Origin of the sequence: Paenibacillus glucanolyticus NBRC 15330 (assembly GCF_004000885.1) — a bacterium.
In the GTDB taxonomy this organism is placed as follows: Bacteria; Bacillota; Bacilli; order Paenibacillales; family Paenibacillaceae; genus Paenibacillus_AQ; species Paenibacillus_AQ glucanolyticus.
Genome location: NZ_BIMC01000025.1, coordinates 45,501 through 60,485, shown reverse-complemented (window position 1 = coordinate 60,485; position 14,985 = coordinate 45,501). Strand labels below are relative to the sequence as shown.

The window sequence follows — 14,985 nt, the reverse complement described above, 5'->3', positions numbered from 1 at the left end:
ATCTATTTTATTGAAGCGGCTTGCTCATAATATCGAATCGGCGCGTCACGTGAAACCCGGCTTTTCGGTACAAATGTCCTGCGGGGCTTTGCTCGCCCGTCCAGAGGAACCACGCACCATGCAGCCCCTGAGCCCGCATAAGGGCGAGACAGTCATACAGCAGGATTTTCCCCAAGCCCTTCCCTTGCATCGACGGGTCCACTCCAAACGGGCCGAATCGTTCAGCAACGCCCTCGTATCCGCCATGCTGGCAAAATCCAACCAGCTTCCCCTGCTCGCGCGCAATCAGGATCTGATCTGTTCTTAATTGCTGCAGCAATCCCTCACGAATCCCCCTGCCCCAATCAGGGTTAAACACGTCCGTTGCAAAATCAATCAGCTCCACCAGATCGCTGTCCTGAGCCAGCTGAAAGGTAAAGCCCTCCTGCTCGCGCTGCTGCTTCAGCTCCGCAACTTCAAACGGCATATGGAAATCAACTAGGGAGCGATCCATCGCAACCGCCGTGTAATTCCGGGTAAAACCGCTGGCTTGCAGCCATCCAAGGCCCTCAGGATACCGCTCGCCATCGATACCCGGGACCATATAATTCGGGGCGTAAGAGGAGAAAAAAACGGTACGGCGTCCATGGCGTCGAAGGAAATCCTCACCTTCCTGAAGCAGCCGCGCCCCAACGCCCTGTCTTCGCAGCGACGGATCGGTATAAAAGAAGGTGATCCAGCCGCGATCCGGCTCCAGCTCGGTTCCGATCATCGGGAGTCTCCGGCGCACCGCATACAGGACGCCTACAATCCGATGTTCCAGCTCGGCAACCCGCAGGCCCTGCGGATCAAAGTTCGGGTCCAGCAGCACCAAGTTCCGAAAGCGAAGACGGGTGATGGGATCTCCCGGCACACAGGCGTTCCATAAGGTTGTGATGCCTTCTTCATCTCCAGGCCGATAAGACCTGTAGGTTAGGGTCGTCATAACATGTTCCCTCCTCAATTGCTCGTTATAAGTCCTGTTCCGGTTAACGTGAAGCAAAACGGGGACCGGATAATCCAATCTTTTGTTCGCGGGATTTGGATATATATTCCCCAGGCTAATCAAACTTTGGCAGGTGTCCATAAGGTGTCATTATTGTCCTTCAGTTACCGCTGAAATGGAGCGCCACTTTCCTGGCTTACTTAGCCACGGCTCCTGTCAAGGCATTGTGGACCTGGGCACGCAGCTGAGCCACGCTTGTGCTCCTCCCTCCGTATACACGGTTAGTGAGCAGAACGACCGCGAGATCAAACTCGGGATCGATCCACAGGCTGGTACCGGTAAATCCGGTATGTCCATAACAGCCCGGACTCATCCAATCCCCGGAAGCATCCATCTTATCCCCTTTCAGGACCCAGCCCAAACCGCGGTTCGATCCATGAACATGCCCTGTATGGGTACGTACAGCGGTACCAGCCGCAGCTTGGGATAAAATCCGTGATACATGGCCTGTCACCTCCGTATGCGGTGCTGCCGGGATTGTCCCCTGTCCAAGCCACATACGGGCGTACAACAGCAGATCGCCTGCGGTCGCAAACAAACCGGCATGGCCGCATATGCCGCCCAAGGCCCGGGCCTTCTCATCATGTACGATTCCGCATAGATGACCTTGTACAGTCTCATCATATTCCGTTGCAGCATAACGTTCGGTCTGTTCCGGATCAGGCGTCAATGTCGCATGACGCATATTCAGCGGATCGAAAATCCGCTGTTTTGCCGCCTGATCTAGTGGCATACCCAGCACCTTCTCAATGATAAGGCCCAGGGTGAGATATCCGAGATCACTGTAAATCACTTCAGTATTCGGTTTGGCAGCGAGCGGCGATGCAAGAACAGCATCCCACATCTGCTCTCTGCTCCAGCCCTGGGCATGCAGGTTCATATCGGCCTGAAGCCCGGAAGTATGCGTCAGCAGCTGCCCTATCGTAATCTCTTCTTTACCGGCCGAACCGAATGAAGGCAGAATATCACTCGCTTTCGTGGTCAAGGTCAGAACGCCATCATCGATCAGTTGCAGAATTAACGGGAGTGTGACTACCACCTTGGTCAAGGATGCGCAATCATATAATGTGTCATCACGGGTAGATACAGGCTGACCCTGCATCGGCTTCGGATTGGCATAACCTGCTGCGTAGTACCAGTCCCTGCCTTGGTGCAGAATGCCGAGCACCGCGCCGGGTGTCGTACTTGCAGCAATCTCCCGCTCTACGGCAGCGCATGCCGCTCTCAATCCTCTAATGCCCAATCCTAGCTTCGCTGCGCCAGCTTCCACATTCATCACTGAGTCCTCCCCCTCCATTACGACAAAATCCATTGAACAACAAGCTATCATCAAAACAAGCCGAACGAAAGATATCCAACTCTAAAATCTATACTAATGACATACAAACAGAAGCGGCGAAGCCTTAATAAATGTAAACGTTTCCTAAATCTTATTATAGATCTTGTAAAATTTTGTTTCAATATTAAATATAAATTATAAAATTTAATTTCATAATGGATCATTAAATATTTCCAATGAAATGGATATTATATATTGACACTTGAATCCGCTTTCAATTACAATAATTTTGAAATCAAACACTCGCATAATTTAAGGGCCATGCATTCCGTAACCGCACACCCGGTATGGAACAACCCCGGTTTCTCTTCAGGAGATGCCGGGGTTTTTTGTTGCCCGATTTTGTTGGAGGTGATGCTCAAGCAGCCAGTTAGCAAGATGAACCAAGATTTCATTCTCAATTACATAGGAGGTATACAATGAAGAAGTTTTACAAACTGACCACCGCGTTAGCCCTTAGCTTATCCCTTACCTTGAGCCTGTTTGGCCCAGCATACGCGGCCCCGGATACTTCGGTATCCAACAAGCAGAATTTCAGTACGGATGTCATCTATCAGATTTTTACTGACCGTTTCTCCGACGGCAATGCTTCCAACAACCCGACCGGGTCTGCCTTTGACGGTACCTGCACCAACCTTAGACTGTACTGCGGCGGTGACTGGCAAGGAATCATCAACAAGATCAACGACGGCTATCTTACCGGAATGGGCGTTACCGCCATCTGGATCTCCCAGCCGGTTGAGAATATCTACAGCGTCATCAATTATTCCGGTGTTAACAACACCGCTTATCACGGCTATTGGGCCCGAGATTTCAAGAAGACCAACCCGGCTTACGGCACGATTGCCGATTTCCAGAATCTTATCACTGCCGCTCATGCCAAGAACATTAAAGTCATCATTGACTTTGCTCCTAACCATACATCTCCCGCCTCCTCTGACCAGCCTTCATTCGCAGAGAACGGCAAGCTGTACAACAATGGCACCCTGCTCGGGGGATACACAGGCGATACGCAAAATCTGTTCCACCATAACGGAGGCACCGATTTTTCCACGACAGAGAACGGGATTTACAAAAACCTGTATGACCTAGCTGACCTGAACCATAACAACAGCACGGTGGACACCTATCTGAAGGACGCCGTCAAAATGTGGCTCGATCTTGGCATTGACGGCATTCGGATGGACGCCGTGAAGCACATGCCGTTCGGCTGGCAGAAGAGTTTCATGGCCACCGTCAACAACTACAAGCCGGTCTTCACCTTCGGCGAATGGTTCCTGGGCGTGAATGAAGTAAGCGCCGAAAACCACAAATTCGCTAACGAATCCGGCATGAGCCTGCTTGATTTCCGATTCGCCCAGAAGGTTCGTCAGGTATTCAGAGACAACACGGACAATATGTACGGTCTGAAGTCCATGCTGGAGGGTTCAGCGACCGATTATGCCCAAGTGGAGGATCAGGTAACGTTCATCGACAACCATGATATGGAGCGTTTCCACGACAGCAATGCCAACCGACGGAAGCTGGAGCAAGCCCTGGCCTTCACACTCACTTCCCGTGGCGTGCCAGCCATCTATTACGGAACTGAACAATATATGGCCGGCGGGAACGATCCCAACAACCGGGCACGGATCCCTTCTTTCTCCACAACGACTACAGCTTACCAAGTGATTCAAAAGCTTGCGCCTCTGCGTAAATCAAACCCGGCTATCGCTTATGGAACGACGCAGGAGCGTTGGATCAACAACGATGTGCTGATCTATGAACGCAAATTCGGCAACAGCGCAGCTGTCATCGCTGTGAACCGTAACGTGAACACGCCAGCCTCGATTACAGGATTGGCCACCTCGCTTCCTGCCGGGAACTACGCGGATGTATTGGGCGGACTCCTGAACGGTAATTCACTTACCGTCAGCTCCGGCGGGGCTGCTTCCAACTTCACGCTGGCAGCAGGCGGCACGGCAGTATGGCAGTACACAACAGCGACTACAGCTCCAACCATCGGACATGTAGGACCGATGATGGCAAAACCGGGCGCAACCGTCACCATTGACGGCCGCGGCTTCGGCGCAAGCAAGGGTACCGTGTACTTCGGAACGACAGCCGTTACAGGCGCCAACATTACAGCTTGGGAAGATACGCAGATCAAAGTGAAAATCCCAGCGGTTGCCGGTGGCGTATATAACATCAAAATCGCAAACAGCGGTGGCGCTTCAAGTAATGTGTATGACAACTTCGAAGTACTGACCGGAGATCAGGTCAGTGTCCGCTTTGTGATCAACAATGCAACAACCGCTCTCGGGCAGAACGTGTACCTCTCAGGCAGCGTAAGCGAGCTCGGCAACTGGGACCCAGCCAAGGCCATCGGCCCGCTGTACAACCAGGTCATCTACCAGTACCCAACCTGGTATTATGACGTCAGCGTGCCTGCCGGCAAAACCATTGAATTCAAATTCTTGAAGAAACAAGGCTCAACGGTAACATGGGAGGGCGGAAGCAATCACAGCTTCACTGCTCCAGCCAGCGGCACGGCAACGGTCAACGTGAACTGGCAGCCGTAAGCCCCTAATGGGCTAGGCTATTTTCGCAGACTCCATATCAAGCCCACCGGCTCCGGGATTATTCCCGGAGCCGGTCTTCGTGCAGCTAACGACGCGCATCGCGGACAACAAAAATGAGCCGATGAGGGTATTGCCCTTCATCGGCTCGATATTATTACCCTCTATATCCACACCCCGAGAGTAAATTGCTTTTATTGCAATGAGGGTGCAGCGAAATGCATACACAGAGGCGAGGCTTCAACGGAGCAGGCGGAATCATGCTGGAGAAACGAAGTGGTCCCCTTTATCCCCGGAATTCATCATTAGATATGATCTCAATAGAATTCCGGGGATAACAGGGATCGGAAGCATGATCCGTATGCAAAGTGCTGCACGGCCTTCACATCATGCAATGCACATGGTTAACCAAAGCTATTTACGTCCTGAACTTCACCAAGGACTGCCGCAAGCTCTCCGACAGCTCCTCCAATCGCGAGGACAGAACAACCAGCTTCTCGCTTACCTTGAACTGCTCGGATGACATCGAAGCGACCTCCTCTGTGGCGGCACTGGTCTCTTGTACGATCGAGCTTGCCTCCGAGATGGAGTCGGTCAAAGTGAGCTGGGATTCGATCAGGCCCTCTATGGCATGAGTCGATTCGCTAATCTCGGTTAAGAGGGTATCCATCTCGTGCCGCACATTATCGAATACCCCCTGCGCTTCCTGTACCGAATGCAGCTGTTCGTCAAAGAGCGGCGATGCCGACGTTAACGCGTCGACGGAGCCCTGCACTTCCGTCCGTATATCCAGGATCATGGCGCCCACCGTCTGGATCGATTCCTTGGAACGGTCCGCCAAGCTTCTCACCTCATTAGCTACGACCATGAAGCCGCTGCCTGCTGCCCCGGCCCGGGCTGCTTCAATGGTAGCGTTAATGGACAACACGTTGGTCTGATGTGTAATCTCCGACATCAGTTCCAATATTCTGTGAATCGACGAGGTATTATCCTTCAGCTTCTCCGCATTCTGAACGATGGCCCGGTTCACCTGATTGATCCGCGTGGATTTCTCTACCAGACTGTCCATATGCAGTGCGCCTTCTCCCGTCACCCGAAGTACGCGATCCGCTGCGGCCTCGATCACTTGATTGGAATCTGAAACCTTGCTCATCTGGACCCCGATGTTCTCGGCCAGCTGATTCTCCCGTTCGGCTTCCATGGCGAGACTTCCGCTGCCCTGCGCAATCTGCTCCATCGCTGCCGCAATTTCGCCAGCTGTGAGTGAGGTTCCTCTTGACGCTTCTGCCAGTTCCTCCGCGGTAGCCAGCACTTCCTTCGCGGAAGCATTCGTCTGGTCAACCAGGGCTGAGATTTGCCCCATCATCTGGTTGAAGCTGTGGCCGAGGCGGCCAATCTCATCCACACGCTGAAAATCTGTCCGAACCCTCAGATTTCCCTGCTCCCCCTCTTCCATCAAACTGCACATCTGATTCAGTGGACGGCCGATAGTGCGCATCATATAGTATCCGATCAGCACTGCAACCAGAATCGCAGCTGCAATGACAACAAGCGTTACGGTCAGCAGCTTGTCTGTAGCTTTCACGAAATCACTGACAGGAGCAAAGCCAACCATGTACCAAGGAGCCGTCTTCAGAGGCGTATACACGACCATCTGCTCATTCGCAGTATAATAGGTCCCTCCTTCTGCAGCACCTTCAGGAACCGTAATGGTGGACGGCTGCATTAGTTGCGCCGGATCCATATCGTGTACGATTCGGTTATCTGCGGCAACAATTCGCATTTGCCCGTTATGCCCTATTTTTAAATTAGCCAGCACCTCTCCCACGGCCTGATCCTTAATATCCATCAGGAGGACGTATTGCGCATTTGGATTTTTGAGGTTTTTCAGCAATCTCCCCATTGTCATGGTGGGGCTTATCTCATTCTCCATAAATCCTTTGGTTTCCGTAGGGAACCATACCGGCTCGCCATCAGCTTGAATGATCTGGTCGATTTTGGATTTGATGCTGTCCGCAGAAGACAATCCCAACAAACCTGTAGAATTATAGGAGCCTTGTGCACTTAGACTGGGTGCCACCAGGCGCATGCCCTGCATACGACCATCCGAAGAGGCCGTCCCGTTAAGTTTCTCACGGATACGGTTCTCGGCCTCTGTTTTCTCCCGAATACCGATGTCTGAAGAACTGACCGTAACCAGATCCTCACGAAGCACCGTATCCAGCGCCCATTGACGGGAAGTGGCTTCATACTGGGACAGCAGAAAATCCAGCTTGTCCGCCGCCTGCATCATCTGACCCGATGTCGCTTCAGACACCTGATCCATAACTGTATCCTTGGATATGAAATACGATAACAACCCCAAGGCCGAAGATAACAGCACAATTGTTGCAAAAAAGATAACAAACAGCTTCATTCCGACTGCCCTAAATTGAAAGCGCCTTGCCATGTTCATATGTATGTACCCCCTGCGTAGCATTCATAAAATACGAAAAGACACAGCAAGCGGTTACCGGCTGTGTCTCTTCGCTGTTCTGTCTATCTTTAGGTCTGATGATGAGTCCGTTGCATGTTACCCTTTGCTTGCACCTGCCGTCATACCGTCCACCAGCAAACGCTGCAGGAAGATAAACAGAATGGTGATCGGCAGCGCGATAAGCACTGAGGCTGCTGCGAACAGAGTAAAGTTACTGTCCTGGGTGGAGTTGACGAGATCCCACAGACCAACGGCAAGCGTCCAGTTTTCTTTAGTCCGGAGCACAAGTCTGGCAAAGATAAAGTCTACCCACGGTCCAACAAACATCGTCAAGCCCATATACGTAATCATTGGCTTCGACAACGGCAGAATGATTCTGCGGAAAATTTGGAAGTTGGTTGCTCCGTCGATTTTCGCCGCTTCATCCAAGCTTCGCGGTATCGTATCCAGGAAGCCCTTCATGATCAGCGTTCCGCCCAGAGGCGCCCCTGCGGCATACACAATAATCATAGCTGCATGTGTATTCAGCAGATCCAGAGAGTTCAGCAAAATGTACAGTGCGATCATACTCATGAAGCCGGGGAACATCCCCAGCACAAGAATGGTCGATAGTGCATTTTGCCGACCCTTAAACCGGAAGCGGGATACGGCATAACTTGTAAGCAATACAAGAATGGTCCCGATAATCATGGAGAATACCGCTATTTTCAATGTGTTCATATACCATGTACCAAACAGGAAGCTTTGGGATGTGAACAACTCTTTATAGTGACTAAGTGTAAATGATTCTGGAATCAGAGTCTTGCTGTACAATGACTTTCCGGGACGGAAAGAAGCCAGAACAATCCAGAGCGCCGGGTAAATACAGCCGATCGCGATGATAACAAGTGTAATATAACTTGCCGTCAGGCGAATCGCATTTCTCGTTTTAATTCCCATTATTGGATCATATCCTCCTCTTTAAATGATCTGGTTCGGCGATAATTGTAAATCGAGAAGGACGCAATAATCATGAAGATGATAATACCGATTGCCGATGCCATACTGTATCTCTGCTGATCCAAAGTCAGCTTGTAGAGCCAGGTAACCAGCAGGTCCGTAGCTCCCGCGTACTGATAATCTCCCACAACCGGGTTACCGTTCGTCAGGAGGAAGATCAGGTTAAAGTTGTTGATATTACCGGCGAATTGCGTAATCAGAACCGGTGCGGTTGAGAACATGATCATCGGCAGGGTGATGATTTTAAACTTCTGGAACCCGGTTGCCCCATCCACGTCTGCGGCTTCGTAGAGATCCTTCGGAATCGTAGTCAGGACACTCATGACCAGGAGCATGGATACAGGTATACCTACCCACATGTTTACGATAATAACGGTGAATTTTGCCCAGATCGGATCTGTCAGCCAAGGCAGGCCTTCCAAACCGAAATATCTTAAGTATTGGTTGATCGGTCCGAACTGCCCGTTAAACATATTACGCATAACGAGCAATGAAATCAGCTGCGGAATTGCGTATGGAATGATCAGAATAACGCGCCATACGCCTTTGAAGCGAATTCCTTTTTGCTGAATAAGCAGTGCAACGAGCACCCCGCCAAAATACGTGGTTACCGTTGCAAGCACCGCCCAAATGATCGTCCAGGTCAGAACGCCGAAAAAGGTATGGCTCCACGATTTCAATGCAATCAGATTCGTAAAGGTTTGGAAACCAACCCAGTCTACCAGATTTGCCGGTGGCAGGTTGTTCGGAGCAGAATAGTTCGTGAACGCCAGCAAGACCATGAAGATAATCGGCATGACAGTAAAGAATAAAATACCGATGGCAGGCAGGGTCAGGAATGATTGGGCGAATTTCCACTCAAAAATATAATAAAGGGTCTGTCTGAAATTGTTGGGTTTCACACCCTTTTCCCTTTGTTTTCCAGCATTATATGCGTTTCTGATATTGGCATAGTAGCCAAGCAGAAAAATCGCAAACAAAATCAAAGTGATAAGACCTTCAATCAACAGGTTGATGGAATGGTCTCCGGCAACCATCTGAGTTAAGCCGTTCACCTTCTCTAAATGACTTCCCTGTTCCCCTAACGATATCATTCCCCAGATAGCATCACCCAGGTTGTTTATGAAGTAGTACAGACTGAATACACCTACGATAAGTAAAAGAACGCCTTTGATCCATTGCCGGTTGTAAAGCTGACCCAGACCCATACAGATGGCTGATAATATGGCCGCTGTCATACGATGTTGACGCATGCTCCCTCCATTCTCCTCTCCATATAATCGAGGAATCACCCGCCGGTTGTTCGGCGGGTGAACTTCTTCATCTTTCTCGTATTATATAAGAACGCTATTACTTAGCAGCTCCACCACTGTTAAGATCTTTAACTTGACTCACAGCTTTATCCAGTGTTTCTTTAACGTCTTTGTTGTTATCCCAAATCTCAGCCAGTGCAGCGCCTACAGGAGACCATACGTTAGCCATTTCAGGAACGGATGGCATCGGCTGGGAAGATTTGAACTGCTCCGTGAATGCCGATACATACTCGTCATTCTTGATTTGATCGTCTTCTTGAGCTTCATTGTTTGTTGGAACCGATCCAACCAATGCGCTCAGCTGCAATTGAGCTTCCTTGGAAGTTGCAAAGTCAGCGAACAGACGAGCCGCTTGCGGATATTTCGAGAATGAGCTTACGTACCATGCTTTGATACCGGAGAACGATACGGCAGGCTGTCCGCCAATCGTTGGGATTGGAGCAACGCCGAGTTTGTCGCCAAGCGCTTCTTTGTATCCGCCAAGTTCCCAAGGTCCGTTGATGTCCATAGCCAGGTCGCCGGCTGTGAACAATCCGCGCTTGATATCCGGTGTAATGTCGCCAGATTTAACGGGAAGAATTTCTTTCAGGCTAGCGTATACTTCCATACTCTTAACCGCGCCGTCATTGTTAAGACCGATATCGTTGACATCTGCACCGCCGTTACCGAAGATGTATCCGCCGTTGGAAGCAAGGAACGGATATGCAAAGTACAGGTTGCCCGTTTCGAACATAAATCCGTATTTGTTCTTGGATTTGTCGGTGAACGTTTTGCTGAATTCGATAACTTCTTCCATCGATGTTGGAACTTCTTTTACCAAGTCCTTGTTGTAGTACATCAGGTAAGTTTCAGCAGCGCGCGGGTATCCGTACAGAACGCCGTCATAGCTTACACCTTGGATGGCAGCTTCCGTGTTGCTGCTCTTTGTTTTTTCTTCGTAAAAGTCATTTGGCAGAACCAGGTTTGTAGCTACTGCTTTACCCAGGTTATCGTGAGGGAACAATACTACGTCAGCGCCCAATCCGGATGGACCGTCTTGTGCAAGCTTGGTTACTTGATCGGTTGGAGACAATTCTTCGATGGTCACTTCAACGCCGTATTTCTCGGTAAATTCTTTAGCCACCGCGTCCGTGTAGGCTCTTTCGTCCCGGCTTTCCCATACGATCAATTTAGCGCCTTCTTCTGGCTTAAGTTCCTGTGCTTCTGTATTTTCAGCCGGCGTTTCCTGTGCTGGTGGATTCTCAGCAGGTGCCTCTGTAGCAGGAGCAGCTGTGTTTCCTCCACATGCTGTAATGGAGAACGCCAACGTGAAGGTTGCAGCTAGCGTGAGTAACTTCTTCATCTTCATTCCATGATTACCCCTCTCAAATAAATGATCAGAAAATGTTGGAAATCTGCGCAAACGATTTCAGAAAATTTTCAGTGTCTCTTTTTTTATGTAGCATCTGGCGAGATACTTTGGAAAAATCCCGTTGAGAAAGCGCTTCATTCACTGAAAACATCATACAACATTTAATCTCGAATGTAAAAACGTTTGCACAGATCATTTTTCCTCGAAATAGGCATTTAATCCTATATTATCTTCCATTATCGCTGTGTTTCGTAAGTTATCATAAAAATAGTTGTGCATTCGCTGTGCAATCCTGTAGTTATGCTCGCTAATTAAGACAAGAATTCGCAATAAATGATGATCAATTGAACAAACGTTTGCACACTAATGCGATAGGCGTTAATGAGGCTCCTCATACATCTATTGCTTGCGAAAAAGACCGTTCCTCCAGCATTTATGCTCTCACAGTTACGGAACGGAAGGAGCGCCGATCGTGATCTAAAAAAGATCCAAGGCAGTCCTTCGGTTTCCTCTAAATGATCACACAAAACAGAAGGACTACCGATCCCGATCTAAAAAAAGATCTGCGGCAGCCCTTCAAATTTTTCTGATAGCTGTTCTTGTTCGTTAATGAATACTTCTGCTATTTAGCATTTCCGTTATCATCTGAGTGCCTTGAGTGCAATATCCGTCCGGTTAAACTTGCCTTCAAACGTGATGCCTTCTGCCCGTTCATATGCCTTTGCCCGTGCAGAAGCGATATCTGCGCCTAGACCGACAACGCCGAGTACGCGTCCGCCGTTCGTTCTCCACGTTCCTTCCGCGTCGCGTGCGGTTCCCGCATGGAATACTATGGTGCTGTCCTGCTCGTCCTCCAGACCCGTGATAGCAATCCCTTTCGGATACGATGCCGGATAGCCGCCAGAGGCCAGGATAACGCATACAGCCGCTTCATCGCTCCACTCCAGCTCCAGATCAGCCAAGGTGCCATTTACAGCAGACAGGAACACCTCCAGAAGATCCGTCTTCAGGCGCGGTAATACTACCTGCGTCTCTGGATCACCAAATCTGGCGTTAAATTCAATCGTCTTCGGCCTGCCGTCCGGTGAGATCATCAATCCGGCAAACAGAACCCCGCGGAACGGTCGCCCTTCAGCTACCATCGCCTTTGCTGTCGGCTTGATAATCGTTTGAATGGCCTCTTCAATAATGGATGGCTGAATATGAGGCAATGGCGAATAGGTTCCCATTCCTCCCGTATTCGGTCCCCGATCATCATCGTATGCCGGCTTGTGATCCTGGGCTGCCGACATCGGCTTCACGGTCTCACCGTCGACAAAAGCCAGAATCGACATTTCCTGGCCTTCCAGAAACTCCTCAATGACGACCCGGCTTCCGGCATCGCCGAATACCTTCGATTGCATGATGTCGCTGAGCGCCTGCTCTGCTTCTTCCAGCGTGCGTGCAACGGTAACACCCTTGCCTGCTGCCAGCCCGTCCGCTTTCACAACGATTGGCGCGCCTTGCTGGCGCAAATAAGCAAGTGCAGCTTCGTAATCGTCAAACTTCGCATAAGCCGCTGTCGGAATGCTGTACTTGTGGAGCAAATCCTTCATGAAGGTTTTGCTTCCTTCAATCTCGGCAGCATTTTTACGTGGACCAAAGACAGGAATGCCTGTCTCATCGAACGCATCGACAATGCCGTCAGCCAGCGGATCATCTGGACCAACGACGATAAGTCCCACTTGCTTCTCTACCGCAAATGCAGCCAGCTTCTCAAACTCCGATACCGCGATGGGCACGCACTCAGCCAGCTGCCCGATTCCGGCATTGCCAGGTGCACAGTATATCGTGCCAGCCTTCGGACTCTTCGCCAGTGCCCATACGATGGCATGCTCTCTGCCGCCGCCTCCGATCACCAATATATCCATGGATCTTCCCTCCCGGTTCATCTCAGGTATTCACATCGTTTCATTGCATGAATGATTCATAGTGCAAAATCAAATGTACCATGACGGCCGCCTTCTCGGGCTCCAAGTCCCGAAAAGGGACTTGTGCTGCCACCTTGGCTGCCTTCTCGGGCTCCAAGTCCCGAAAAGGGACTTGTGCTACCTCTTCGGCAGCCTGGCTCAACGCCCAACGTCCACTTCATCCCCTAAACTTAAAGGCGGCGCCCGCTAAGCGCAGCGTCGCCTCAGTCTGTGTTGGGATTAAGGGGTCCCTTGAACTGCACCGGATGGCTGCAACAAGAGAGACTTTGTTGCCATCCTCATTAGTGTTTGAAATGTCTCACGCCGGTGAAGACCATGGCGATGCCGTGTTCATTGGCTGCCTTGATGGATTCCTCATCCTTAATGGAGCCGCCCGGCTGGATGATCGCCGTAATGCCGGCTTTCGCTGCAAGCTCAACCGTATCTCCCATCGGGAAGAATGCATCGGATGCCAGTATAGCCCCCTTCGCTTTCTCGCCGGCTTGCTCAACCGCAATGCGTGCCGAGCCGACGCGGTTCATCTGACCTGCGCCAACGCCAACGGTCATGTTGTCCGCAGCCAATACAATCGCATTGGATTTCACATGCTTGACAACCTTCCATCCGAAGAGCAGCTGCTTCAGCTCCTCTTCAGTAGGCTCACGGTCCGTCACGACCTTCAGATCGGCAACATCCAGAGAATGCACGTCGCTTTCCTGGACGATCATGCCGCCTTCAATCGTCGTTACGGCAAGCGTGCTCTGACGCTCCTTGGCAGAACCGAACTCGCCCATCTTCAGCAGACGGATGTTCTTCTTCTTTGTCAGAATTTCCAGCGCCTCCGGCGTGAAGTCCGGTGCAAGGATGATTTCGAGGAAGATCTCCTTCAGCAGATCAGCTGTCGGAGCGTCAATTGTCCGGTTCGCTGCCACAATCCCGCCGAAGATGGAGGTTGGATCGGCGTTATACGCTTTTTGATAAGCCTCCAATACGTTGGTGCCAATGCCAACACCGCAAGGATTCATATGCTTCACGGCCACTACCGTCGGCTCGTCAAACTCCTTCACGATCTGCAAAGCCGCATTCGCGTCGTTAATATTGTTATAGGACAGCTCCTTGCCGTGCAGCTGTTCCGCTGTCGTCAAGGTACCCGCCGGAGCCAGCGGTTTACGATAGAAGGCCGCCTTCTGATGCGGGTTCTCGCCGTAACGAAGATCCTGGATTTTCTCATACGTCACGCTGAAGCGCTCAGGAAGCGGATCGCCCATCACATTCGACAAATAGTCGGAAATGAGTGTATCGTAAGCCGCTGTATGGCGGAATACCTTGGCTGCCAGACGTTTGCGGGTTTCCAACGTGGTGTCGCCACCACCGCGGATTTCCTCGATCACACTGCCATAATCCGCCGCATCGACAACCACGCTTACAAAAGCATGGTTTTTTGCCGCAGAACGCAGCATGGTTGGACCGCCAATGTCGATATTTTCGATGGCATCTTCATACTCGACATCCGGCTTCGCAATCGTTTCCTGGAATGGATACAGATTAACGACAACCATATCGATATAATCGAGACCGAGCTCCTGCATTTGGCGCTGATGCTCCTCGCTGTCGCGAATAGCAAGCAAACCGCTGTGTACCGCAGGATGAAGGGTTTTTACACGTCCGTCCAGAATCTCCGGGAATCCCGTCACATCCGAAATACCGATAACAGGTACTCCTTCCTGTGCAAGAAGATTCTTGGTTCCCCCAGTCGAGATGATCTCTACACCCAATGAAGACAACTCACGGCAAAATTCCACGATGCCGGTTTTATCCGAAACGCTGACCAAAGCTCTTTTGATACCCACGTCCATACCCCCTATATTGAATGAAAATCATAATAGCCTGTCTTGATTCCTTAGATGCTGTCGAACATCCATAATTGCAAATTATTTCCCGAGAAATATCGAACATGTCGATTCGCCGCAAGACCT

General features: G+C 50.6%; 11 protein-coding genes. 1 reads left to right on the top strand and 10 read right to left on the bottom strand.

Annotated features, from left to right (window positions below; all coding sequences use genetic code 11):
* Nucleotides 1-7: 7 nt before the first annotated feature.
* Complete coding sequence (locus PGL02S_RS24935; RefSeq protein ID WP_036640867.1) at nucleotides 8-964, bottom strand: GNAT family N-acetyltransferase; 957 nt, start codon at nucleotides 962-964, stop codon at nucleotides 8-10.
* A 196-nt stretch (nucleotides 965-1,160) separates the two neighbouring features.
* Nucleotides 1,161-2,300: a serine hydrolase domain-containing protein gene (locus PGL02S_RS24930; RefSeq protein ID WP_036640868.1), complete on the bottom strand. Its 1,140-nt coding sequence runs from the start codon at nucleotides 2,298-2,300 to the stop codon at nucleotides 1,161-1,163.
* Nucleotides 2,301-2,782: 482 nt separating this feature from the next.
* Here PGL02S_RS24930 and PGL02S_RS24925 point away from each other — a divergent pair, with 482 nt between their 5' ends.
* On the top strand, nucleotides 2,783-4,924 hold the full coding sequence (locus tag PGL02S_RS24925; RefSeq protein ID WP_036640869.1) for an alpha-amylase family glycosyl hydrolase: 2,142 nt from the start codon (nucleotides 2,783-2,785) through the stop codon (nucleotides 4,922-4,924).
* Between the two features lie 12 nt (nucleotides 4,925-4,936).
* Here PGL02S_RS24925 and PGL02S_RS28415 read toward each other — a convergent pair whose 3' ends face one another.
* The 8 genes from PGL02S_RS28415 to purH all read right to left on the bottom strand — a co-directional run bounded on the left by PGL02S_RS28415 (nucleotide 4,937) and on the right by purH (nucleotide 14,859).
* A complete protein-coding gene (locus tag PGL02S_RS28415) occupies nucleotides 4,937-5,095 on the bottom strand; it encodes a hypothetical protein (protein WP_155984613.1) in 159 nt (52 codons plus the stop codon).
* A 244-nt stretch (nucleotides 5,096-5,339) separates the two neighbouring features.
* On the bottom strand, nucleotides 5,340-7,376 hold the full coding sequence (locus tag PGL02S_RS24920; protein WP_036640870.1) for a methyl-accepting chemotaxis protein: 2,037 nt from the start codon (nucleotides 7,374-7,376) through the stop codon (nucleotides 5,340-5,342).
* Nucleotides 7,377-7,493: 117 nt separating this feature from the next.
* Nucleotides 7,494-8,336 carry a sugar ABC transporter permease gene (locus PGL02S_RS24915; protein WP_006208296.1) on the bottom strand — a complete coding sequence of 281 codons (843 nt, stop codon included), beginning with the start codon at nucleotides 8,334-8,336 and terminating at the stop codon, nucleotides 7,494-7,496.
* On the bottom strand, nucleotides 8,336-9,649 hold the full coding sequence (locus PGL02S_RS24910) for a sugar ABC transporter permease (RefSeq protein ID WP_006208295.1): 1,314 nt from the start codon (nucleotides 9,647-9,649) through the stop codon (nucleotides 8,336-8,338). Before PGL02S_RS24910 ends, PGL02S_RS24915 begins: the two co-directional genes overlap by 1 nt.
* 97 nt (nucleotides 9,650-9,746) lie before the next feature.
* Nucleotides 9,747-11,057: a sugar ABC transporter substrate-binding protein gene (locus PGL02S_RS24905; protein ID WP_006208294.1), complete on the bottom strand. Its 1,311-nt coding sequence runs from the start codon at nucleotides 11,055-11,057 to the stop codon at nucleotides 9,747-9,749.
* 644 nt (nucleotides 11,058-11,701) lie between these two features.
* Complete coding sequence (gene purD / locus PGL02S_RS24900; RefSeq protein ID WP_036640872.1) at nucleotides 11,702-12,970, bottom strand: phosphoribosylamine--glycine ligase; 1,269 nt, start codon at nucleotides 12,968-12,970, stop codon at nucleotides 11,702-11,704.
* 40 nt (nucleotides 12,971-13,010) lie between these two features.
* Nucleotides 13,011-13,172, bottom strand: a complete 162-nt coding sequence (locus tag PGL02S_RS28410) for a hypothetical protein (protein ID WP_157659627.1) — start codon at nucleotides 13,170-13,172, stop codon at nucleotides 13,011-13,013.
* Between the two features lie 139 nt (nucleotides 13,173-13,311).
* Nucleotides 13,312-14,859: a bifunctional phosphoribosylaminoimidazolecarboxamide formyltransferase/IMP cyclohydrolase gene (gene purH, locus PGL02S_RS24895; protein ID WP_036640874.1), complete on the bottom strand. Its 1,548-nt coding sequence runs from the start codon at nucleotides 14,857-14,859 to the stop codon at nucleotides 13,312-13,314.
* Between the last annotated feature and the right edge of the window lie 126 nt (nucleotides 14,860-14,985).